At 59.6% G+C, this 19798-nt stretch carries 20 protein-coding genes; 10 read left to right on the top strand and 10 right to left on the bottom strand.

Annotated elements, in window-relative coordinates; genetic code table 11:
• The first annotated feature begins 1 nt into the window (after position 1).
• A complete protein-coding gene (gene mltG, locus V6N02_RS05220) occupies positions 2-1168 on the top strand; it encodes an endolytic transglycosylase MltG (RefSeq protein WP_371224432.1) in 1167 nt (388 codons plus the stop codon).
• Positions 1169-1353: 185 nt separating this feature from the next.
• Positions 1354-2040 (top strand): hypothetical protein, encoded by a 687-nt coding sequence (locus tag V6N02_RS05215; protein WP_371224431.1) that lies wholly within the window; start codon positions 1354-1356, stop codon positions 2038-2040.
• 421 nt (positions 2041-2461) lie between these two features.
• Here the strand turns inward: V6N02_RS05215 and V6N02_RS05210 are convergent, their stop codons facing one another.
• The 4 genes from V6N02_RS05210 to V6N02_RS05195 are packed head-to-tail and all read right to left on the bottom strand — an operon-like array spanning position 2462 to position 7081.
• Entirely contained in the window at positions 2462-3217 is a 756-nt protein-coding gene (locus tag V6N02_RS05210) for an SDR family NAD(P)-dependent oxidoreductase (protein ID WP_371224430.1), read from the bottom strand.
• Between the two features lie 57 nt (positions 3218-3274).
• Positions 3275-4327, bottom strand: coding sequence for an AbrB family transcriptional regulator (locus tag V6N02_RS05205; RefSeq protein ID WP_371224429.1), 1053 nt, complete (start codon positions 4325-4327; stop codon positions 3275-3277).
• 45 nt (positions 4328-4372) lie between these two features.
• Positions 4373-6616 (bottom strand): xanthine dehydrogenase family protein molybdopterin-binding subunit, encoded by a 2244-nt coding sequence (locus V6N02_RS05200; RefSeq protein WP_371224428.1) that lies wholly within the window; start codon positions 6614-6616, stop codon positions 4373-4375.
• A 3-nt stretch (positions 6617-6619) separates the two neighbouring features.
• On the bottom strand, positions 6620-7081 hold the full coding sequence (locus tag V6N02_RS05195; RefSeq protein ID WP_371224427.1) for a (2Fe-2S)-binding protein: 462 nt from the start codon (positions 7079-7081) through the stop codon (positions 6620-6622).
• Positions 7082-7359: 278 nt separating this feature from the next.
• Here V6N02_RS05195 and V6N02_RS05190 point away from each other — a divergent pair, with 278 nt between their 5' ends.
• The 6 genes from V6N02_RS05190 (at position 7360) to V6N02_RS05165 (ending at position 11905) form a co-directional block, all read left to right on the top strand.
• The gene (locus tag V6N02_RS05190) at positions 7360-8355 is read left to right on the top strand and encodes a glycosyltransferase family 2 protein (protein WP_371224426.1); all 996 of its coding nucleotides are present in this window, start codon (positions 7360-7362) and stop codon (positions 8353-8355) included.
• Between the two features lie 191 nt (positions 8356-8546).
• Positions 8547-9179: an ATP-dependent Clp protease proteolytic subunit gene (locus tag V6N02_RS05185; RefSeq protein WP_371224425.1), complete on the top strand. Its 633-nt coding sequence runs from the start codon at positions 8547-8549 to the stop codon at positions 9177-9179.
• 129 nt (positions 9180-9308) lie between these two features.
• A complete protein-coding gene (gene clpX / locus V6N02_RS05180; protein WP_371224424.1) occupies positions 9309-10574 on the top strand; it encodes an ATP-dependent Clp protease ATP-binding subunit ClpX in 1266 nt (421 codons plus the stop codon).
• Positions 10575-10696: 122 nt separating this feature from the next.
• Positions 10697-11080, top strand: a complete 384-nt coding sequence (locus V6N02_RS05175) for an NADH:ubiquinone oxidoreductase subunit NDUFA12 (protein ID WP_371224423.1) — start codon at positions 10697-10699, stop codon at positions 11078-11080.
• Positions 11081-11090: 10 nt separating this feature from the next.
• Positions 11091-11546 carry an outer membrane lipid asymmetry maintenance protein MlaD gene (mlaD, locus tag V6N02_RS05170; RefSeq protein ID WP_371224422.1) on the top strand — a complete coding sequence of 152 codons (456 nt, stop codon included), beginning with the start codon at positions 11091-11093 and terminating at the stop codon, positions 11544-11546.
• Entirely contained in the window at positions 11543-11905 is a 363-nt protein-coding gene (locus V6N02_RS05165; protein WP_371224421.1) for a DUF2155 domain-containing protein, read from the top strand. The genes mlaD and V6N02_RS05165 overlap by 4 nt, the downstream gene beginning before the upstream one ends.
• Here the strand turns inward: V6N02_RS05165 and aat are convergent.
• The 4 genes from aat to V6N02_RS05145 form a co-directional block, all read right to left on the bottom strand.
• The gene (gene aat / locus V6N02_RS05160; RefSeq protein ID WP_371224420.1) at positions 11869-12519 is read right to left on the bottom strand and encodes a leucyl/phenylalanyl-tRNA--protein transferase; all 651 of its coding nucleotides are present in this window, start codon (positions 12517-12519) and stop codon (positions 11869-11871) included. The two genes, V6N02_RS05165 and aat, sit on opposite strands and share 37 nt — an antisense overlap.
• A 13-nt stretch (positions 12520-12532) precedes the next feature.
• On the bottom strand, positions 12533-13882 hold the full coding sequence (accC, locus tag V6N02_RS05155; RefSeq protein ID WP_371224419.1) for an acetyl-CoA carboxylase biotin carboxylase subunit: 1350 nt from the start codon (positions 13880-13882) through the stop codon (positions 12533-12535).
• Positions 13883-13892: 10 nt separating this feature from the next.
• On the bottom strand, positions 13893-14393 hold the full coding sequence (gene accB / locus V6N02_RS05150; protein WP_371224418.1) for an acetyl-CoA carboxylase biotin carboxyl carrier protein: 501 nt from the start codon (positions 14391-14393) through the stop codon (positions 13893-13895).
• 147 nt (positions 14394-14540) lie between these two features.
• Positions 14541-15083 carry a LuxR C-terminal-related transcriptional regulator gene (locus V6N02_RS05145; RefSeq protein ID WP_371224417.1) on the bottom strand — a complete coding sequence of 181 codons (543 nt, stop codon included), beginning with the start codon at positions 15081-15083 and terminating at the stop codon, positions 14541-14543.
• A 91-nt stretch (positions 15084-15174) separates the two neighbouring features.
• Between V6N02_RS05145 and V6N02_RS05140 the strand changes: the two genes are divergently transcribed.
• Positions 15175-16689 (top strand): AMP-binding protein, encoded by a 1515-nt coding sequence (locus V6N02_RS05140; protein WP_371224416.1) that lies wholly within the window; start codon positions 15175-15177, stop codon positions 16687-16689.
• Here V6N02_RS05140 and V6N02_RS05135 read toward each other — a convergent pair.
• Both V6N02_RS05135 and V6N02_RS05130 read right to left on the bottom strand, forming a co-directional pair.
• Positions 16686-17597, bottom strand: a complete 912-nt coding sequence (locus V6N02_RS05135; protein WP_371224415.1) for a DMT family transporter — start codon at positions 17595-17597, stop codon at positions 16686-16688. The two genes, V6N02_RS05140 and V6N02_RS05135, sit on opposite strands and share 4 nt — an antisense overlap.
• Entirely contained in the window at positions 17581-18642 is a 1062-nt protein-coding gene (locus tag V6N02_RS05130) for a DMT family transporter (RefSeq protein ID WP_371224414.1), read from the bottom strand. Before V6N02_RS05130 ends, V6N02_RS05135 begins: the two co-directional genes overlap by 17 nt.
• 216 nt (positions 18643-18858) lie before the next feature.
• Here V6N02_RS05130 and V6N02_RS05125 point away from each other — a divergent pair, with 216 nt between their 5' ends.
• The gene (locus V6N02_RS05125) at positions 18859-19734 is read left to right on the top strand and encodes a DMT family transporter (RefSeq protein ID WP_371224413.1); all 876 of its coding nucleotides are present in this window, start codon (positions 18859-18861) and stop codon (positions 19732-19734) included.
• Positions 19735-19798 lie beyond the last annotated feature (64 nt).

Here is a 19798-nt window from a genome sequence, read left to right as displayed (position 1 = left end):
CATGTGGCGTCACATCGCGTCAAATGCGCTGACTTTTCTGGTTGTCGCGGTGTTTCTGGTCGGCGGGGTGATCCTGTGGGGCCAGCGTGAGTATTCAACGGCCGGGCCATTGGAGGAACAGATCTGTCTGCGGGTTGAGCGCGGCGCGTCGATGCGCGGGGTTTCGCAGCAGCTGGAACGTGAAAACGCGGTGTCAAACAGTGCGATTTTTCGCATGGGTGCGGATTACACGGATAAATCCGGACAGCTGAAAGCCGGGAGCTGGCTGATCCCGGCGGGGGCCAGTATGAGCGAGATCACGGATATTGTCACCCGTGGCGGTGCCAGCACCTGTGGTACCGAGGTGGTCTATCGCATCGGGGTGACCCGTTCGCTGATCCAGGTGCGCGAGCTGGACCCGACGACCAATCGCTATGTGGAAAAGGCCGAGTTCAACCCGGCCGAGGATGACGCGCCGGTTGAATTTGCCGAAGTGCGCGCCCAGTCCGACACCCGCTACCGCGTCGCCATTGCCGAGGGCGTCACCAGCTGGCAGATCGTTGAAGGGCTGAAATCGGTTGATGTTCTGGAAGGCGAGGTCGCCGAGTTGCCCCCCGAGGGCAGCCTTGCGCCGGACAGTTATGATGTGTCCAGCGGCGATGCGCGCGGTGATCTGATCGCCCAGATGCGCGAGAAACAGGATGTCATTCTGGCCGCTGCCTGGGAAAACCGCGCTGAGGATCTGCCTCTGGAAAGTGCTTATGAGGCGTTGATCCTGGCCTCGATCATCGAAAAGGAAACCGGTGTGCCAACTGAGCGTGGCGAGGTGGCCAGCGTGTTCACCAACCGCCTGAACCAGGGCATGAAGCTGCAAACCGACCCGACCGTGATCTATGGTGTGACCGAAGGCGTTGGCGTGTTGGGGCGTGGCTTGCGGCAGAGTGAGCTTCGCCGCGAAACCCCTTGGAATACCTACGTGATTGATGGGTTGCCACCCACGCCAATTGCCAATCCGGGCCGGGCCAGTATCGAAGCGGCGGTGAACCCTCCGAAAAGCGATTACATCTTCTTCGTGGCCAAGTCCCTGAACCCGCGGGATGGGCACTTGTTTGCCGAAACGCTGGAAGAGCACAACGCCAATGTGGCGCTGTACCGCGAGTTGGAACGGCAGCGAGACGCAAACCAGTAAGAGGGCATCACTTGGCATTGAGGATGGCAGGTGACGGCATGGCAGCTTTGCGGACGAAGTTGCCAGCCGCCTGATTTATGCCAATGACCGCTTTAGGATGGGTGCTCAAAAAAGCCCGTTTTCTCGCTAAGGTTGATTGTGCGATGGGTACCCCTTACCGTCTATGCATTGTTTGGGAGGTTTCTATGAAGTATTTTAAATCGTTCGCAATTGCATCGCTTGGTTTCCTATCCGCTTGTGGTGTCGATACGTCCGGATTGTTGCCGGTGCATGATCACCCCATTGGACCGAACACGGTGCGTGTAGAAGTCCATGATATGCGTTTCTTTGATGTCGTGAGTACCGGTGATAGCGGTGCATTTGGCGGAGCGCGGGACGGAGAACTGCGAGAGTTAGAGTTAAAGTTGTCGGCAGATAGAGAGATTCAGTCTGTTTTGGCGAAGGGCGCGCTTGAGATTGTTAATGTCACCGACCGGGAGGAAGGTGTCCTTACATATACGGCGATATCGGCCGGAGATCAGCTTCGCTTGGGAGAGCGCGGTCCAACCTATCAAAACGGAGATCTATGGGTCAACGCGGAACGCGGAGCGACGGTCAGCCTGACCGTTCGGGCGCAAGAACTTGACTGCACAAGAGAGCGTCTCTGCACAAGGCGCGACACCGGTACGTATGTTTTTGAGTTTGACTTGCCGAGATTGCCAGACCGTCTTTCCGATGAATGTGGCCGAGGTCAGAGGTTTGTGTGGGATGATTTTTTAGGAGTGCTGGGCTTCCGCGACGTTCCAAGATCAGAGTCTCGCGAAGAAAGTGCGCCGGTCTTGCGTCCTTCCCCTCGCGACAATCCGATCCTTTGCATAACGCCGGCGAGGTAGACCGAAAGGCAAAGTTGGCGCGCGGTGTTTGCACCGGGCCACCAAGCTTGATCATGCCTGTGTTCAGACGCTATCCGGGAACGGCAAGGACAGATGCTGGATGCCGATGAACATGATCCTGCGGTCGCGCGACCATCTGAAGCCGGTGACCAAATAGGACCCGTCGAGCGCTGTGCAAAAACGGACGTTTTTGTCACTGGCGGCAAATTCTCAAAGAAAATTGAAAAGCCTTGTTCCAAAAACCGTTTGCAGAACAAGGTTCTGATTTTGGCAGGTTTCGGGCGCCCTTGTGAACTGGACATTCGTGCGAAACGCGGCATCAGTCACATTGCACTCAAAGCGGCCAATCGACAATCAAGCAGCACTGAGGTTCAAGCGCGGCTTAGAGCAGGGTTCCGGTGTGATTTTCCGCGTCGGACTCTCACTGCATCCGCAGCGCGCCATCCAGCCGGATCACTTCGCCGTTCAGATACCCGCATTCGATGACAAATTGCGCGAGGCGGGCGTATTCATTGGGATCACCCAGCCGTTTGGGGAAGGTGACGTCGGCGGCCAGCCCGTCCTGGACCTCCTGTGGTAGGGATTGCAGCATGGGGGTCAGGAAAATGCCCGGCGCGATGGCCATAACGCGGATGCCTTCGCGCTGTAAATCCCGCGCCATCGGCAGGCTGAGTCCGGCGATTCCCCCTTTGGAGGCGGCGTAGGCGGCTTGGCCTTTTTGCCCGTCAAAGGCAGCGATGGAGGCGGTGTTGATGATCACCCCGCGCGCGCCATCCGAGGCCGGATCGTTCTTGGCAATCTCTGCCGCCGCCAGCCTGGCCACGTTGAAACTGCCCACCAGGTTGATGTCGATCACGCTTTGGAAGGTGCCGAGAGGATGGGGGCCGTCGCGCCCCAACGTCTTGGCAGCGGGGGCGATGCCGGCACAATTGACCGCCGCAGTGATCTTGCCCATCGCCTTGCAGGCGATCTTGATGCTGTCCTGAACCGAATCCTCGTCGGTCACGTCGGTTTCGGCAAATGCCGCGCCAATCTCATCGGCCACGGCCTGACCACGCTCAGTATCGCGATCCAGTATTGTCACTTGCGCGCCGTGCTTTCGGAAATGCCGCGCCGTGGCCTCGCCCAGCCCCGAGGCGGCCCCGGTGATGATCGCGGCGGTGTCTTTGATATGCATGGGAGCCTCTTTTCAAGAAATGAACGTATGTTCAGATAACCCGAAGCCGCCGCCCTGTCAAAACCGGCGGCGCATCCATTTGGACGAGATCACCAACACGCCAACCGTAATCAGGATGCGGGCGATGTGGTGCAGGGTGACGATGGCGGGAGTGCCTGTCAGGCTGAGGGCGACCAAGGTCATCTCGGTTACGCCGCCGGGAGCGAAGCTGATCAGCATCATGTCAAAGCCCTGACCCGTCTGATGGCTGAGGCCGACGGCAAGGCCAGCGGCCAGAATCAGCATGCCTCCCACAGAAAGCAGCGCCAATCCCATGCCCTGGACAACCTGCTGCACGGTGATCCCGTTGAAGCGTGTCCCAAGCGCCGTTCCCACGATAATCAGCGCCAGATTGACCAGCCATTGCGGAATATCCAGATCAATCACACCGCTCAGCGACAAGGCGGCGCCCATGGCCATCGGCCCGGTCAGCTGACGGGCGGGCAGGCGCAGCAGCACTCCCAGCCCGATGCCCCCAAGGATCGCCAGCGCAACAATCGGCAGGGATGACCAAGGCACGTCCGGCTTGGCCAATGTCATGCCACCGGCGCTGCCCACAGCCTCGCCCAGCCAAAGTGACAGACCGATCGGAACCACGGTGACCACCACGATGACCCGCAGGAATTGCTGGAGCATCAGGCGGGCGGGGTCGGCCCCGGCCTCGTCGCCAAAGGCGATGCTTTCATAAAGCCCGCCGGGCATGCTGGAGTAAAACGCGGTGGGTCGATCATAGCGCCCAACTTTGCGAAATACCGAATAGTTGAAGGTGATGGCGACGCAGACAAACACGATCAGCGCGCCAAAGCTGAGCAGCAGATGACGGGTATTGGCAAACAAATCAGGCGTGACCTGCGCGCCGATCATCACACCGATCACCGCAATAAAGGCAAAACGAAGCCCGGGCAGATAGGCGAAGTCGTCCGGCAGGATCGGCTTGGCTGCCAGACAAATCGTTGCCGAAGCGATCAGCGGCCCCAACAGATAGGGCAGGGGCAGGCCCAGGGGAGCAGCTGCAAAAGCGGCCAGCGTGGAAATGCCAATGAGAAGAAGGGTGGCCAAAGCAGAGCGCATGCGCCTTTCAAACACCGCACGGGCCGCGCTGCAAGTCCCTGTGCGCTAGGCGAAATCGACAAATTTGCTGAATGGCATCTCGCGCAAACGCTGACCGGTGGCGGCGAAGATCGCCCCGGCAAGGGCGGCGGCGGCGGGGGGCACGGGTGGCTCACCAATGCCGCGCACCGTGTCGCTGTTTTCCAGGCCCCGCACGTGGATCCGGGGGCATTGCGCGTGGCGCATCCCCTCGAAGCTGTCGTAATTGTTTTGATCGGCGATGCCATCCGAATAGGTAAGCTCGCAATTCATTGCATGCCCCAGCGCCCAGACAACGCCGCCTTGCACATTGTTTTCGAAATTCACCGGGTCGACGATTGTACCCACATCCGCAGCGACCCAGACATGTTCGATGCGGATGCTGTCGTCGGTGGCACGTACCTCAACCACTTCAGCGCAAGGAACTCCGAAGGAGTTGGTCAGTGCCACGCCGCGCCCGCGATTTGCGCTGGGGTTGGGGCCGGACCAGCCCGACATGTCGGCGACGGCTTCCAGCACTTGGCGGGCCACGTCGTCATCGCACAGGCGCAGACGCTCCTCCATCGGGTCTGCCCCGGCGGCGTGGATCAACTCGTCCAGCGCGGCATTGTAGAAAAACCCGTTGGTTGCAGCACCGACCGAGCGCCACGAACTGATGGGGGCCAGATCGGGCGCGCGATAACCGGTGATGCGCTGGTTGGGAATGGCAAAAGGCTGTTCAAACGCGCCGGCAACGATCTGGCTGTCCGGGCCGGGAAGCGCCCCGATCTGACGACCCAGTTGCGAGCCCATGATCGAGGGCATGGCGATGCCCAGATCCATCGTCTCGACCTTGCCATCCTTCATGGTGCCGCGCAGGCGCGCCATGGCGATCTGCCGGGGAAAGTCGTGCGTCATATCTTCTTCGCGCGAATAGGTCAGCTTGACGGGCGTGCCCTTCATTTGCATGGCGATTTCCGTGGCGCGCCGGATGAAATCATCCTCAAGGCGATGGCCGAAGCTGCCGCCCATCATCTGCACATGCAGGGTGATCTTATCGGTGTCGATGCCGGTGAGGCGGCTGATATTGTCCTGTACAAAGCGTGGGATCTGGGTACCTGCCCAGCCCTCTGCCGCGTCCTCATCGACTCGCACGATGGCACAAAGCGGTTCCAGCGGGGCATGGGCCAGATAGGGCATGCGGTATTCGGCTTCTGTGACCTCGGCACCCGCCAACGCGGCATCCACATCGCCGTCATCCCGCTTGCGGCTGTCGCGGTTATCCCTGGTGAAAGAGGTTGCCAGAACGTCCCAATGGGCCGCCATGCTGGAAGGCATGGGCGAGGGACCCCAGTCAAAGCTGATCGCCTGTGCGGCCTGGAACGCGCGCCAAGTGTTGTCGGCAATCACGCCAACGCCGCCGGTGATGGGGACCACTGCCTTGACGCCGCGCATCGACAGCGCCTCGCTTGCATCAAAGCTGTTGAGCGTGCCGCCCTGTGCTGGGTTCAGCACCACGGTGGCATGGACCATTCCTTCGACGGAAATATCAATGCCATAGTCTTGCGTACCTGTGGATTTGGCCACGATATCAACGCGCTGCATCGGCTTGCCAATCAGCCGCCAGGTCGATGGATCGCGCAGGGGCACATTGGTGACCGGTTCGATCTGCGCGGCCTCGCTGGCCAGATCGCTATAGGGCAGGCGGGTGCCATCGGGCAGGATCACGGCCCCGCTTTCGGTCTTGAGGTCCTCAATAGCCGCACCTGTTTTTGCAGCGGCAGCGGCCTTGAGCGTTTCGCGGGCGGTGGCACCGGCGGCACGGAGTTTGTCAAACCCGTCCGGTACGGTGGTCGATCCGCCGGTGATCTGCACACCCATAAACTTGATCCCTGCATCGATGGTGCCTTGGGCAAGCGTGTTGATCATCCCGCCGCCCGGCGCGACGAAGGCGGCGGCCTCGTCCGACAGGGCGGTGTTCCAATAGGCAGGTGAGGGTGGGCCGGGATCAAAGCGGATCTGGTCCAGTTCGACATCCAGTTCTTCGGCGATCAGGGCGGCCTGCACCGAATAGGCCCCCTGTCCCTTGTCTGCACGGGGCGTAATCAGGGTAATGCCGTCGGCAGTGATCAGCACGTAAGGTGTCAATGCGGCTTGGCCTTCGGGGAGGCCGTTAAGCAGCGGGTTCTTTTCGGGTTGGTTGTATTTGTAAACGCCAAAGGCCACGCCGCCGACAATAGCGACCGAGCCGATCAGGAAGGACCGGCGGGCGATTTTTCCGATGCGGCTCATCTCTTAGCCCTCGCGCATCTTGGTGGCGGCGGTTTTGACGGCGGCACGGATGCGGGGGTAGGTGCCACAGCGACACAGGTTGCCATTCATCGCCTCGTCAATCTCGGCCTCGTTGGGGTTGGGAATGGCGGCCAGAAGGGCGGCGGCGCTCATCATCTGACCGGATTGGCAATATCCACATTGTGCCACCTGGTGTTCTATCCACGCAGCTTGCACAGCATGCAGCGCCTCCGGTGTGCCAAGCCCTTCGATCGTGGTGATCTGGGCGCCAACGGCATCTTCTGCCCAAGTCTGACAGGCACGCACAGGTTCGCCATCCAGATGCACGGTGCAGGCCCCGCATTGAGCGATCCCGCAGCCGTATTTGACACCGGTGATGCCCAGTTCGTCCCGCAGCACCCACAACAGGGGCATCTCGGGTTCCACATTGATGTCATACGTTTTGCCATTGACCGTGAGTTGCATTCTGCTCTCCGCAACTTGTGGTTTTCTTCTAGATAATATGGCAGCGGAACGGGGCAAGGTGAACTCGCAAAATGCATGAAACGACGAACAAATCGGGCCAGCATGTGAAGATTTGGCACCAACGATAAACGCCACATCGTCCAAAGAGAAAACAGGAGATCAGATTTTCTTTGGGCCTGTGTTTGGGCCGTGATATCAGGTAGGCAAACACATCATGCAAGGGCCCGGGCAAGGGTCTGGATGGGCAGTATCGAAGATTAAAGACGATTGAGGTTTGCATGGATATCACCGTTGTCGCCTGTATGAAGAACGAGGGACCGTTCATCCTTGAATGGCTGGCCCATCATCGCGCGATCGGGGCGAACAGGTTCATCATCTTTTCAAACGACTGTACGGACGGCACCAAGGAATTACTGGATTGCCTGGATGATGCCGGGATCATCCGCCATCTGGAAAATCCGAACTGTCTGGTGAATTCCAATCAGCGTATCAACGTGGCGTTTTCCTATGCCCAGCATCTCAAGGAATATCAGCGCGCCGAGTATGTTGCGCTGATTGATGTCGATGAATTTATCAATGTCACGCATGCAGACGGGACGCTGCCCACCTTGATCGGGGCGCTGGACCCGTTTGACGTGCTGTCCTTCAACCATGTGAATTTCGGTTTCGGCGGTGTCACGGATTTTGATCCCGGTCCGATCACCGGGCAGTTTTTCTTCACCGGGGGTGAACAGGTCGGCGCCGGGACCAAGGCGCGTACGGCAATCAAAAGCCTGCACCGCGTGCGCGATGATATTGTGCCGTTCAACCATTTTCCGACGGTCGCGCCCGAGTCCTATTCGGATGTGCGCTGGTGTGACGGGTCGGGCAATGCCCTGGAGATTTCGACCAAGAAACCGCGGCGCAAGATGCTGCAGGTGGCGCAGCGTGTCGGGAAGGTACAGCTTAATCACTATGTGCTGCGTTCGGCAGAAAGCTTTTTGGTGAAGCATGATCGCGGAAATGTGTTCGGCTTCGATAAGATCGACGCCATGCGATATGCGACCGAGTATAATCACAACCGGATCGAGGATCGTTCGATCCTGCAAAGCAGCGCGATCAGGGATGCCGAAACGCAGGCTTTGCTGGCCCTTCCCGGGATCGCAGAGCGGCATGAAAACTGCGTCAGCCATCACCGCGCGCGGATCAGGGCCTTGCGGGACAGCGATGCGGGGGCTGACCTTTTTGCAAAACTGAAAACGCTGATGGCGTCGGAGCAGGCGACCAATGGCTGATCTGCAGGCAATCTAACATCCGGGCCGGCGCCAGCGGTTCAGGTGAGTCGCCCGGCATACCGGAGTGAACAGGTGGTTACCCCCCCGTATCAGTAAACGCGCGCATCCCCTTGCAGCCCCCCCGGCGCAACACTAAGACTCCCTTAGGAACTCTTCGTGTAGAACACGGACGCAACGCTGAGGCAGGCAATATGACAGACCCCATCGACACCTATATGAACACTCTCGTACCCATGGTTGTGGAACAAACCAGCCGGGGCGAACGGGCCTATGATATCTTTTCGCGGCTGCTGAAAGAGCGGATTATTTTCCTGAGCGGGCCTGTGCATGACGGCATGTCCAGCCTGATCGTTGCGCAGCTTTTGCATCTTGAGGCGGAAAACCCCAGCAAGGAAATCAGCATGTATATCAACAGCCCCGGTGGCGTGGTCACCAGCGGTCTGTCGATCTATGACACGATGCAGTACATCCGCCCGAAGGTCAGCACGCTGGTGATCGGTCAGGCGGCCTCGATGGGCAGCTTGTTGCTGACCGCGGGTGAAGCGGGGATGCGCTTTTCTCTGCCCAACAGCCGGGTGATGGTGCACCAGCCTTCGGGCGGATATCAGGGGCAGGCGACGGACATCATGATCCATGCGCAGGAAACCCAGAAACTGAAAACCCGGCTGAACGAGATTTATGTCAAGCACACGGGCCAGACGCTGAAGAAGGTCGAAGACGCGCTGGAACGCGACAATTTCATGAGTCCCGAAGAAGCCAAGGACTGGGGTCTGATCGACGAAATCGTCGAGAACCGGGCCAAGGCGGATGATGAAACGACGTAAACAGTTTGGAAACGGATCGGGCGCCCGGAGACGCGAATTTGAGATTGTGGAGCCGCGGCACCTGCCGTAAGCTGACGCGAAACAGCAGGGCCGGTATGGCGACAGAGGACCGAAAGGCGACAATAGGTCATGGCGAATAACTCAGGCGGCGACAGCAAAAACACCCTCTATTGCAGCTTTTGCGGCAAAAGCCAGCACGAGGTGCGCAAGCTGATCGCGGGCCCTACCGTGTTCATCTGTGATGAATGCGTCGAGCTGTGCATGGATATCATCCGTGAAGAGACAAAGACCGCCGGTTTGAAATCCAGCGACGGTGTGCCGACCCCACGTGAGATTTGCGGTGTGCTTGACGATTATGTGATCGGTCAGGCAACGGCCAAGCGGGTGCTGTCGGTGGCGGTGCACAACCACTACAAACGTCTCGATCATTCCGGCAAGGCTGGCGAAATCGAACTGCAGAAATCCAACATTCTGCTGATCGGGCCAACCGGTTGCGGCAAGACGTTGCTGGCCCAGACCCTGGCGCGGATTCTGGATGTGCCCTTTACCATGGCCGATGCCACCACGCTGACCGAAGCGGGCTATGTGGGTGAGGATGTCGAAAACATCATCCTCAAACTGCTGCAGGCCAGCGAATACAACGTCGAACGCGCACAACGCGGCATCGTCTATATCGACGAGGTCGACAAGATCACGCGCAAATCGGAAAACCCCTCGATCACCCGCGATGTGTCGGGCGAAGGGGTTCAGCAGGCGTTGCTGAAACTGATGGAAGGCACCGTGGCTGCCGTGCCGCCGCAAGGTGGGCGCAAGCATCCGCAACAGGAATTCCTGCAAGTGGACACAACCAACATCCTGTTTGTCTGTGGCGGCGCCTTTGCCGGCCTCGACAAGATCATTGCCGCCCGTGGCAAGGGCAGCGCGATGGGCTTTGGGGCCGATGTGCGTGATGTGGATGACCGCGGCGTGGGCGAGATCTTCACCGATCTGGAACCGGAGGATCTGCTGAAATTCGGGTTAATCCCGGAGTTTGTGGGCCGCTTGCCTGTGATTGCAACGCTGGAAGATCTGGATGAAGACGCCCTGATCACCATCCTCACCGAACCCAAGAACGCTTTGGTCAAGCAATATCAACGCCTGTTCGAGTTGGAAGATGTGCAGCTGACCTTTACCGATGATGCGCTTGCGGCCATTGCAAAACGCGCGATTGAACGCAAAACCGGCGCTCGCGGCCTGCGTTCAATCCTGGAAAGCATCCTGCTGGATACGATGTTTGACCTGCCGGGCATGGACACGGTTGAAGAGGTCGTGGTCAATGAAGAGGCGGCCAATTCCGATGCTGCCCCCCTGATGATTTATGCCGATGCCAAGAAAGAGGGCACCAGCGCCAGTTGATCAGAATCGGGACGTCACAAGACATGTGGAAGGCAGGCCATGCGCCTGCCTTTTTCCGTTGAGGCAGCACTGGACCTTTGGGTGCAGATACGCCATATCTGGTGCAGGAACAGGAGGGCCGGATGGGCATTCTCAAATCAATTCTACGCGCAGTGACATGGTGGGACGGTTCCACCCTGAACACGCAACTTTGGAGCTGGCGCAAAGGCGTCAAAGTGGGCGAAGACGATCAGGGAAATGGCTATTTTGAAACACGTGACGGCAAGCGCCGCTGGGTGATGTTCAACGGTGAGGCCGAGGCCAGCCGGGTCAGCCCCGAATGGCATGGATGGCTGCACCACACCTATCAGGACCCGCCGACCGAAGCCCCTTTGCCGCGCAAGGCGTGGGAAAAGCCACATGAGGAAAACCTGACCGGCACGGCTATGGCCTATGCGCCTGCAGGATCGATCCGCCGCGCCGCCCCAGCAGAGCGGCGCGATTACGAGGCGTGGAGCCCGGAGTAGGCAGACGAGTATGTCGGAAAACAAAACCGAAGTGATTGTCGGTGGATTGGTGCTGGCCGCGGCGGCGGGTTTCCTGATCTATGCCGGGCAAATGACAGGCATTTCCACCGGTCAGACCGAGTATCAACTGAACGCCAGTTTTCGCAGTGCCGATGGCGTTGATGTGGGCACGGATGTGCGTCTGGCCGGGGTCAAGGTCGGCCGCGTTACCGAGATCACGCTGGATCCTGAAAGCTACCGTGCCCAGACCGAATTTACAGTGCGCGAAGGCATCGAAGTGCCGGATGACAGCGCTGTTGCGATCAGTTCGGAAGGGTTGCTGGGGGGGAACTATGTTGAAATCCTGCCTGGTGGATCGCCGTTTTATTTTGCTGCGGGCGATGAGATCGAGTTCACCCAAGGCTCGGTCAGCCTGATTGCCTTGCTGATGAAATTCGTGGCCGGAAGCGAGGAAGACGAAGGATGAGGGCGCTTGCGCTGTCGATCTGTCTGAGCCTCGGGTTTTCCATGCCCATCATCGCACAGGAGGTTTCGCAAGGCACCGGCGCTGTGCTGCGTGGTTTGGAAAAGGTAAACGGAAAGGTATTCGACATGGAGCTTGCCAATGGCGAGTCCTATGCGATTGACCGGTTGCTGATCACGCTAAGCGAATGCCGCTATCCCACGGACAATCCGTCGGGCGAGGCTTATGCGCTTCTGACCATCACGGAAACCGAAACCGCAAACCCTGTCTTTCAGGGTTGGATGGTTGCGTCCTCCCCGGCGCTGAACGCGCTGGAACATCCGCGTTACGACGTCTGGGTGCTGCGCTGCAAGACCGAGTAAGGGTCGGTTTCCAAATCTATTTCTTTGATCGAACGGGTCAGTCCGACCGCGTGCTCAAGACGCAGATGATAGGCGTTGCGGGTGATTTCGATCGCCCCCAGGCTGGCCAGGTGGTCGGTCAGGAACTGTGTGTCGAACAAGGTAAACCGACAGCGCCGCAAGTGATCGGTAAGATGGGCCAGCGCCAGCTTGGAACCATCGGTGCGATGCGAAAACATGCTTTCCCCGAAAAACGCCCCGCCAATGGCAACGCCGTAAACGCCCCCCGCCAGTTCACCCTGTTCATACACGGCCAGAGAATGCGCGTGACCTAACGTGAAGAGAGACGTGTAAAGTTCGGATATCTGGTCATTAATCCAGGTTTCATCGCGTGCGGCACAGGCCTGCAATACAGCTTCGAAATCGCGGTCGAGCGCCACCTCGTACCCGCCGCGCCGCATCCGGCGGGCCAGGGATCGCGAGATGTGAAACTTGTCCAGCGGCAGGATGCCCCGGCTGCGCGGGTCGACCCAGAACAGCTCGGGATCATCCCGGCTTTCGGCCATCGGAAAAATGCCTGACGTGTAGGCCCGCAGCAGCAACTCAGGGGTCAGCGTGAAATCGGCATCGCTCATGACGGTCTTGGGGTCATTCCCTCAGGTTGGTCTCCAGCCAATGTTCGAGCCAGTGGATGTTGTAGTCGCCAGAATGCACATCCTCTTCCTGCAAAAGTGCGTGGAACAGCGGCACGGTGGTATCCACACCATCCACGATCAACTCGCCCAATGCCCGGTTGAGGCGGGCAAGGGCCGAGGCGCGATCCGGGCCATGCACCACCAGCTTGGCAATCAGGCTGTCGTAATAGGGCGGGATCGAATAGCCGTCATAAAGCGCCGAATCCATGCGCACACCCAGACCGCCGGGGGCGTGAAACTGGGTGATTTTCCCGGGGCGCGGGGCGAATTCCGGCAGCTTTTCCGCGTTGATGCGCACTTCTATGGCGTGGCCATTGATGATCAGATCATCCTGCGTGAAGGACATCGGCAGCCCTTCGGCAACGCGGATCTGTTCCTGTACCAGGTCGACACCAAAGATGGCTTCGGTCACCGGGTGTTCCACCTGCAGGCGGGTGTTCATCTCGATGAAATAGAACTCACCCTTTTCATAAAGAAACTCGATCGTGCCGGCGCCGGCATAGTTGATCTTGGCCACTGCGTCGGCGCAGACCTTGCCGATCCGTGTGCGTTCCTCCTCAGAAATGCAGGGGCCGGGGGCCTCTTCAAATACTTTCTGGTGACGTCGCTGCAGCGAGCAATCGCGCTCACCCAGATGCACGGCCTTGCCCTTGCCGTCGCCAAACACCTGAATTTCAATATGGCGCGGCGTGGTCAGGTATTTCTCGATATAGACCTCGTCATTGCCAAAAGCATTCTTGGCCTCGGAGCGGGCGGTGCGGAAGGCCATTTCGATGTCATCCGCCGTCTCGGCCACTTTCATGCCGCGCCCGCCGCCGCCGGCAGTGGCCTTGACGATCACCGGATAACCCATTTCCTCGCCCAGAGCCTTGGCCGCAGCCAGATCGGGCACACCGCCGTCCGATCCGGGTACGCAGGGCACGCCTAACTCTTTCATCGTGTCCTTGGCGGTGATCTTGTCGCCCATGATGCGGATGTGCTCTGCGGTGGGACCGATGAACGTAAGGTCGTGATCCTCAACGATCTGCACGAAATTGGCGTTTTCACTCAGAAAACCATAGCCCGGATGAATCGCCTGAGCGCCGGTCACTTCGCAGGCGGCAATGATCGCGGGGATCGACAGATAGCTTTCCGTGCTGGAGGGCGGGCCAATACACACGCTTTCGTCCGCCATGCGTACATGCATCGCATCGGCATCCGCGGTGGAATGAACCGCGACGGACTGGATGCCCATTTCGCGCGCCGCGCGGATCACGCGCAGGGCAATTTCACCACGGTTGGCGACAAGGATTTTATCGAACATGGCTGTGCCCCTATTCGATGATCATCAGCGGTGCGCCATATTCCACGGCAGCCCCGTCTTCGACCAGAATGCGTTTCACCGTGCCACCGCGCGGGGCGGGAATGTGGTTCATGGTTTTCATCGCCTCGACGATCAGCAGCGTGTCGCCTTCGCTGACCTTGTCACCCACGCTGACGAAGGCGGGCGATCCGGGTTCGGCCTGCATATAGACGGTGCCCACCATCGGCGAAGCGACAGCGCCGGGATGATCCGCCGGATCTTCGGTTGCAGGCGCGGCCTCGGCAGCGGCCGGTGCGGCGGGTGCCGCTGGCGCAGGTGCGGCCATGGCCGCGGCAGGTGCGGGCATCGCGGCGTGGGCCACCACCTCCTGTTTGCGGCTGACACGTACGTTCAGGCTGTCATTTTCGCCGTAATCGCGTTTGACCTGCAACTCGGTCAACTCGTTGTCATTCAACAGCTCTGCCAGGGCTTTGACAAAGGCAACATCAGACTCATGGGTGTTTTTGGGCATCGGGGTCCTCGACCAATGGCGCTCCGGTGACGCTGCGTCACGGGCAATTGTTTTCCCTGCTTATAGGCCAAGCCAAGGGGCGAGAAAAGCGGGCATTTGAGGGGAAAATGGGGGCTTTTGGATCGGATTACCAGAGCGCGCCATGTTCTAGAGCGGCATACCGGACAGCTTGGCCACCAGTTCGGCCAGTTTGCGGGCCTGAAACTTCTCCAGCAGGCGGGCGCGATAGACCTCGATTGTGCGGTAGGACAACCCCAGTTCGCGGCCGATTTCCTTGGATGTCAGGCCGCGGCATGTCAGGATCGCCACCTCGCGTTCGCGCTGTGTCAACGCCACCAGGGGGCGTTCGTCGGAAAGATCCGCAAAGGACCAGATCCCGCGCAGGAACGGATCCTCGGGCGTCAGCGATTGGCCGCGCACCCGGCACCAGAACAGTGTGCCGTCGCGGCGTTTCATCACCCGTTCGTCCGAATAGCGCCCGGTGATCTGCATCTGGGCCAACCCGCGTTCGCCGATGCGGTTGTAATCCTCGATAGACGGGTAATGCTCGGCCAGTGACACGCCTTCAAACGCACTGGGCAGGCCACCAAAGGTTTCCCCGAACTGTCGGTTGCAGAGCTGGATGATGCGGTTCTCCAGAACGGCAAGCCCGATCGGGGCGTGTTCAAAGGCGAGGTCTTTGGGGGGCATTGGGCCTCTCGGACAGGGACGCGTAGTTCTACGACTTGATCGGGGCCGCTGCCAATGGTTTTTAGAGAAAGCCGGGTGAGGGAGAGAGACAATGAATATCGGGATATGGTTGGAGCGTGCAGCGGTCAGGGCACCCGGGGCGCCTGCGATCTTTCTGGGTCATGATCTGGTGGCCGATTACGCGGCCTTTCATACCCGGGCGGCACGTTTGGCCGGGTGGTTGACAGGGCAGGGTGTGCAGCCCGGTGACCGTGTGGCGATTTTCATGAAGAACACACCTGACTATCTGATCGCGCTTTATGGCATCTGGTATGCCGGGGCGGCGGCGGTGCCGATCAATGCCAAGCTGCATGGTCGCGAAGCGGCGTGGATCATCGAGGATAGCGGCGCCGGACTCACGTTCACCTCTCCCGGTCTGACCGAGGCTTTGCAAGACGCCGGGGTGCAGGGGGTGATCGTCGATCAGGCAAGTGAGGCCTTCTGCGAAGTCCTTGACCATGCGCCCGTCGATGGGATCACTGCGCGCGCCCCTAGTGATCTGGCGTGGTTGTTCTATACCTCTGGTACGACGGGGCGGCCCAAGGGCGTGATGATCACGCATCGGATGATCAGCGTGATGACCCTGTCTTATCTGGCTGACGTAGACGCGGTGACCTCGGATCATGCGACGCTTTATGCGGCCCCGATGAGCCATGCTGCGGGCATGTACATCCCGGTGCATGTGCTGATGGGCGCGCGCCATATCTGCCCTGCATCCGGACAGTTTGAACCGGATGAAATTTTCGATCTGGCACGCCACGCGCGCGATGTGCATCTGTTTGCCGCGCCCACGATGGTCAAGCGGTTGACGCTTGCCAAGGACGGGACGGGCGAGGGGCTGCGCACCATCGTTTATGCGGGCGGGCCAATGTATAACGCGGATATCATCGAGGCGGTTGAGCGGTTTGGCCCTATCTTCGTACAGGTCTACGGGCAAGGCGAATGCCCAATGGCGATCACCGCGCTTGGCCGCGCGGACGTGGCCGACCGCAGCCACCCGCGCTGGCAACAGCGTCTCGGCTCGGTCGGTCGGGCGCAATCCGTTGTTGAGGTGCAGATTGGCGATGATGAGGGAAACCTTCTGCCGCCTGGCACCAGTGGCGAGATCATGGTGCGCGGTGACGCGGTGATGCCCGGTTATTGGCGTAACGAGACAGCCACGGCCAAGACGCTGGTCAATGGCTGGCTGATGACCGGTGATGTGGGGCAATTGGACGAGGATGGGTATCTGACCCTGATGGATCGCTCGAAGGATATGATCATCTCGGGCGGCTCGAACATCTATCCGCGCGAGGTGGAAGAGGTGTTGTTACAGCACCCGTCGGTTCAGGAGGTCTCGGTCGTGGGCCGGGAAAACGCGGAATGGGGCGAGGATGTCGTGGCCTTCGTGGTCCCACAGGATGACGAGGTAGATGCAGAGGCGCTGGACGCCCATTGCCTTGACCACATCGCCCGGTTCAAACGCCCCAAGGCCTATTTTTCACTGTCTGAACTGCCCAAGAACAATTATGGCAAGGTCCTGAAAACCGAGCTGCGTGCGCGTCTGAAGGCCGATCGGGACGACTAGACCAGCGTGACCGGGGCCTTGCGTTTTATGCCTGACACCGCGTTGCCTGCGACCGCCGCCAACAGAACGGCCCCGCCGATCATTGTCAGCAATGTCGGCACTTCGCCCAGCACCAGCCAGACCCAGAGAGGGGCCAGCAAAACCTCGGCCAGCGACAGCAAGGTCAGTTCGGCCGCGGGCACCGACTTGGACCCCAGCGTATAGAGGACCAATCCCAGGCCCACCTGAAACACGCCCATCGAAAACGCGATCCCGCTGTCGCGCGGCGACAGGATCAGGGACAGGTCCAGGGCCAAACAGATCGCCGCCATCAGGACGATGCCAAACAGCCCGGACAGGAAGATGCAGGGCAACATCTCGCCCGCGCGACCCCAGCGCAGGGCGATGGTGAAAACCGCAAAACCAAGTGCCGAGCCGAGCGCGGCAAGATTGCCGACAAACGCGCCCTCGCCGAATTTGCCCCCCACCATGATGGCAATGCCCAGACAGGCACCGGCTATGGCAACCCAGGTTTGCCAGCGCACGCCCTCTCGCAGCACCAACAGCCCAAGGATCGCGGCCATGAAGGGCGCGGTTGCAAACAAAAGCATCGCATTGGCCACCGAGGTGGTCTGGATCGCATAGATACCGCCGGTATAGGCTGCGACGAGCGCCAATGCGCCGATCATGCCGCTTACTCCCAATGCCGGGATCATGGCGAAAGCCGAACGTCCATTGCGCCACCAGATCAGCAGATAGAGAAATGCCGACAGGCTGATCGAGCGATAGAACAGGATTTGCCAGACCTGTGCGTCGTCAATCAGTCGGATGCCAAGGCCGACGGTCGACCAGACCACACCGGCCAGAAATACCAGAAGCACCCCGCGTGGGTCGCGCGCGAGGATGGTCGGGTTACTCAGTTCGGCCATCATCCGGCCTGTCTTTATGCACGAGGTCGTCGTCCGTCGTGTGAGGGGGAATCGGGTTGCCGGGCGCATAAAGCCCTTCGGCCACCAGCGCCGGATCATCGGTGGTCTGCACCGCTTTCAGTTCGCGGTAGCCCAGGTAAAGTCCGCCAATGATGATCAGGGCCATGCCGATCAGGGTGGACCCGGCAGGCACCTCATCGAATAGAAGATAGGCAACAAGCGCGGCGAGGGGCAGATATGTGTAATCGAACGGGGCGACAAGGCTGGCGCTGGCCACCTGGTAGGCACGTGACAGCAGCACCCAGCCGACCATGCCCACAAGAGCCAGCAACAGCAGCTGGGGGATGTCCTGCACCCGATCCAGCGGAAAGGCTAGACGCAGATGGGGAAAATCAGGGCCCGGTGTGATCAACTGGTTCACAAGCCATCCGACGGGCAGAATAAGGATGCCGGCCACCCCCAGAGTATTCAGACCCACAGTGAGCGAGGTTTCGCGGTCGCCAATCTGGCGCGCAAGGACCTGCATCATCGCATAGCTGATCGCGCAGGTCAGTGGCAGGATCGCGATCCAGCTAAAGCCGTCTCCGGCCGGGTTCATCGCAATGACAACCCCGATAAATCCAAGCAACAGCGCGCCGATACGATGCGGGCCGATCTGTTCTTTCAACCAAACTGCGGCCAGAATGGCGGTGAACAGCGGGGCCGAGAAGAAGATTGTCGTCACCTCGGCCAGTCCCATGAATGGAAAAGCCGTGTAGAACATCGCAAAGCCTGCCACGAACAATGCACCGCGCACCAGGTGTATGGGCCAAAGCGGGCTGAGCAGGCGATGATCGCCGCCCAAATAGAGGATCAGGGGCACAAGGATGATCGCGGTGACCAGTGAGCGGATAAAAAGCAGCATCCAGATCGGATAGGTATCCAGCAGGGTCTTCATCAGCACATCCTGCGTGACAAAGAAGATCATCGCGATCAGAACGCAGCTGATCCCCTGCATCGGGTTCGACGCAGCACTATGCGAGCTGTTGGGCGTCAGGGTTGTCATTGGGGCACCGGTCAAAATGGGCTGGTTCCTCAAGGCTGCTTGAGCGCATCTGTTCTGTCTTGCTTAAAAGCGACTGCGTGTCGCAAACGGGCGTGATCAACATGAAGTATGTATCGTAATATTTTGTTTGTGAATGATAATTAATAGTATCTTCTGTTTCTGGCTATTGCGGTAACAGACCCCTATAAGGCTTGTGAAGTTTCAGAAAGTGACCCAATGCCATCCAACCGCCCGCTCTGGCTTGTCGCCGCTCCGGTGGTGTTTTTGATCCTGTGGTCAGGCGGCTATGCCGTTGCCAAAGTCGGGTTGCAGTACACACAGCCGATGACGTTGCTGGCTCTGCGCTTTGGTCTGGTGGTGGGGCTGATGGCGATCTTGTTTGTCATCCTACGCCCGCCTTTGCCCGCCACCTGCGCGGAATGGGGCCATCTGGCGATGGTCGGTTTCCTGATCCAGACAGTCTATTTCGGCATGAGTTACTTTGCTTTCCATGCTGGCGTCGCGGCGGGCACCGTGGCACTGTTGATGTCACTGCAGCCGGTGGTCGTGGCCTTGATTGCCCCGCGTTGGACAGGCGAGGCCGCGGGACGCAACCAATGGCTGGGTTTGATCCTTGGGTTGGCGGGGTGCGCCGTGGTGATCGCCGTGCGTTCAACCGTCGAAGCGCCGTCGCTGTTTGGATTCACCTGCGCGTTTCTGGGCCTGATGGGGATCACTGCCGGATCGTTATGGGAGAAGCGGTTTGGGCTGAAACATCACCCTGTCACCACCAATCTGATAGGTTATGCGGTGGGGTTGCTTGGGGTGCTGCCCTTGTTGTTGTTGCTGGAAGACCCGCAGGTTAACTGGACTTGGGAATTCACGGCGGCCCTTACTTATCTGGTGATCGGGAATTCGCTGATTGCGGTCGGCCTTTTGCTGGCCATGATCCGCGCAGGCGACGTGGCGCGGGTATCGGCGCTGTTCTTTTTGGTGCCCCCACTGGCCGCCTTGATCGCGTGGCTGTTGCTGGGCGAGGTGATGCCGCCATTGGCATGGGGTGGCATGGGGATCGCGGCAATCGGCGTCTACCTGGCGACACGCAAGGCGTAGCCGCTGGTGACAGAAAATAAAGGCGGGGTGAAACCCCGCCCTACCGTTTGCTTCAATGCCGGTT

It is taken from the genome of Roseovarius conchicola (genome assembly GCF_041403425.1).
Taxonomy (GTDB): Bacteria; Pseudomonadota; Alphaproteobacteria; order Rhodobacterales; family Rhodobacteraceae; genus Roseovarius; species Roseovarius conchicola.
The sequence above is the reverse complement of the archived record's forward strand: the minus strand, read 5'-3'. Positions and strand labels throughout refer to the sequence as shown.

What these genes read in the sequence shown, in the direction of transcription:
- mltG (WP_371224432.1), top strand. Translation starts at nt 2, where the DNA reads ATGTGGCGTCACATCGCGTCAAATGCGCTGACTTTTCTGGTTGTCGCG.
- V6N02_RS05215 (WP_371224431.1), top strand. Translation starts at nt 1,354, where the DNA reads ATGAAGTATTTTAAATCGTTCGCAATTGCATCGCTTGGTTTCCTATCC.
- V6N02_RS05210 (WP_371224430.1), bottom strand. Translation starts at nt 3,217, where the DNA reads ATGCATATCAAAGACACCGCCGCGATCATCACCGGGGCCGCCTCGGGG.
- V6N02_RS05205 (WP_371224429.1), bottom strand. Translation starts at nt 4,327, where the DNA reads ATGCGCTCTGCTTTGGCCACCCTTCTTCTCATTGGCATTTCCACGCTG.
- V6N02_RS05200 (WP_371224428.1), bottom strand. Translation starts at nt 6,616, where the DNA reads ATGAGCCGCATCGGAAAAATCGCCCGCCGGTCCTTCCTGATCGGCTCG.
- V6N02_RS05195 (WP_371224427.1), bottom strand. Translation starts at nt 7,081, where the DNA reads ATGCAACTCACGGTCAATGGCAAAACGTATGACATCAATGTGGAACCC.
- V6N02_RS05190 (WP_371224426.1), top strand. Translation starts at nt 7,360, where the DNA reads ATGGATATCACCGTTGTCGCCTGTATGAAGAACGAGGGACCGTTCATC.
- V6N02_RS05185 (WP_371224425.1), top strand. Translation starts at nt 8,547, where the DNA reads ATGACAGACCCCATCGACACCTATATGAACACTCTCGTACCCATGGTT.
- clpX (WP_371224424.1), top strand. Translation starts at nt 9,309, where the DNA reads ATGGCGAATAACTCAGGCGGCGACAGCAAAAACACCCTCTATTGCAGC.
- V6N02_RS05175 (WP_371224423.1), top strand. Translation starts at nt 10,697, where the DNA reads ATGGGCATTCTCAAATCAATTCTACGCGCAGTGACATGGTGGGACGGT.
- mlaD (WP_371224422.1), top strand. Translation starts at nt 11,091, where the DNA reads ATGTCGGAAAACAAAACCGAAGTGATTGTCGGTGGATTGGTGCTGGCC.
- V6N02_RS05165 (WP_371224421.1), top strand. Translation starts at nt 11,543, where the DNA reads ATGAGGGCGCTTGCGCTGTCGATCTGTCTGAGCCTCGGGTTTTCCATG.
- aat (WP_371224420.1), bottom strand. Translation starts at nt 12,519, where the DNA reads ATGAGCGATGCCGATTTCACGCTGACCCCTGAGTTGCTGCTGCGGGCC.
- accC (WP_371224419.1), bottom strand. Translation starts at nt 13,882, where the DNA reads ATGTTCGATAAAATCCTTGTCGCCAACCGTGGTGAAATTGCCCTGCGC.
- accB (WP_371224418.1), bottom strand. Translation starts at nt 14,393, where the DNA reads ATGCCCAAAAACACCCATGAGTCTGATGTTGCCTTTGTCAAAGCCCTG.
- V6N02_RS05145 (WP_371224417.1), bottom strand. Translation starts at nt 15,083, where the DNA reads ATGCCCCCCAAAGACCTCGCCTTTGAACACGCCCCGATCGGGCTTGCC.
- V6N02_RS05140 (WP_371224416.1), top strand. Translation starts at nt 15,175, where the DNA reads ATGAATATCGGGATATGGTTGGAGCGTGCAGCGGTCAGGGCACCCGGG.
- V6N02_RS05135 (WP_371224415.1), bottom strand. Translation starts at nt 17,597, where the DNA reads ATGGCCGAACTGAGTAACCCGACCATCCTCGCGCGCGACCCACGCGGG.
- V6N02_RS05130 (WP_371224414.1), bottom strand. Translation starts at nt 18,642, where the DNA reads ATGACAACCCTGACGCCCAACAGCTCGCATAGTGCTGCGTCGAACCCG.
- V6N02_RS05125 (WP_371224413.1), top strand. Translation starts at nt 18,859, where the DNA reads ATGCCATCCAACCGCCCGCTCTGGCTTGTCGCCGCTCCGGTGGTGTTT.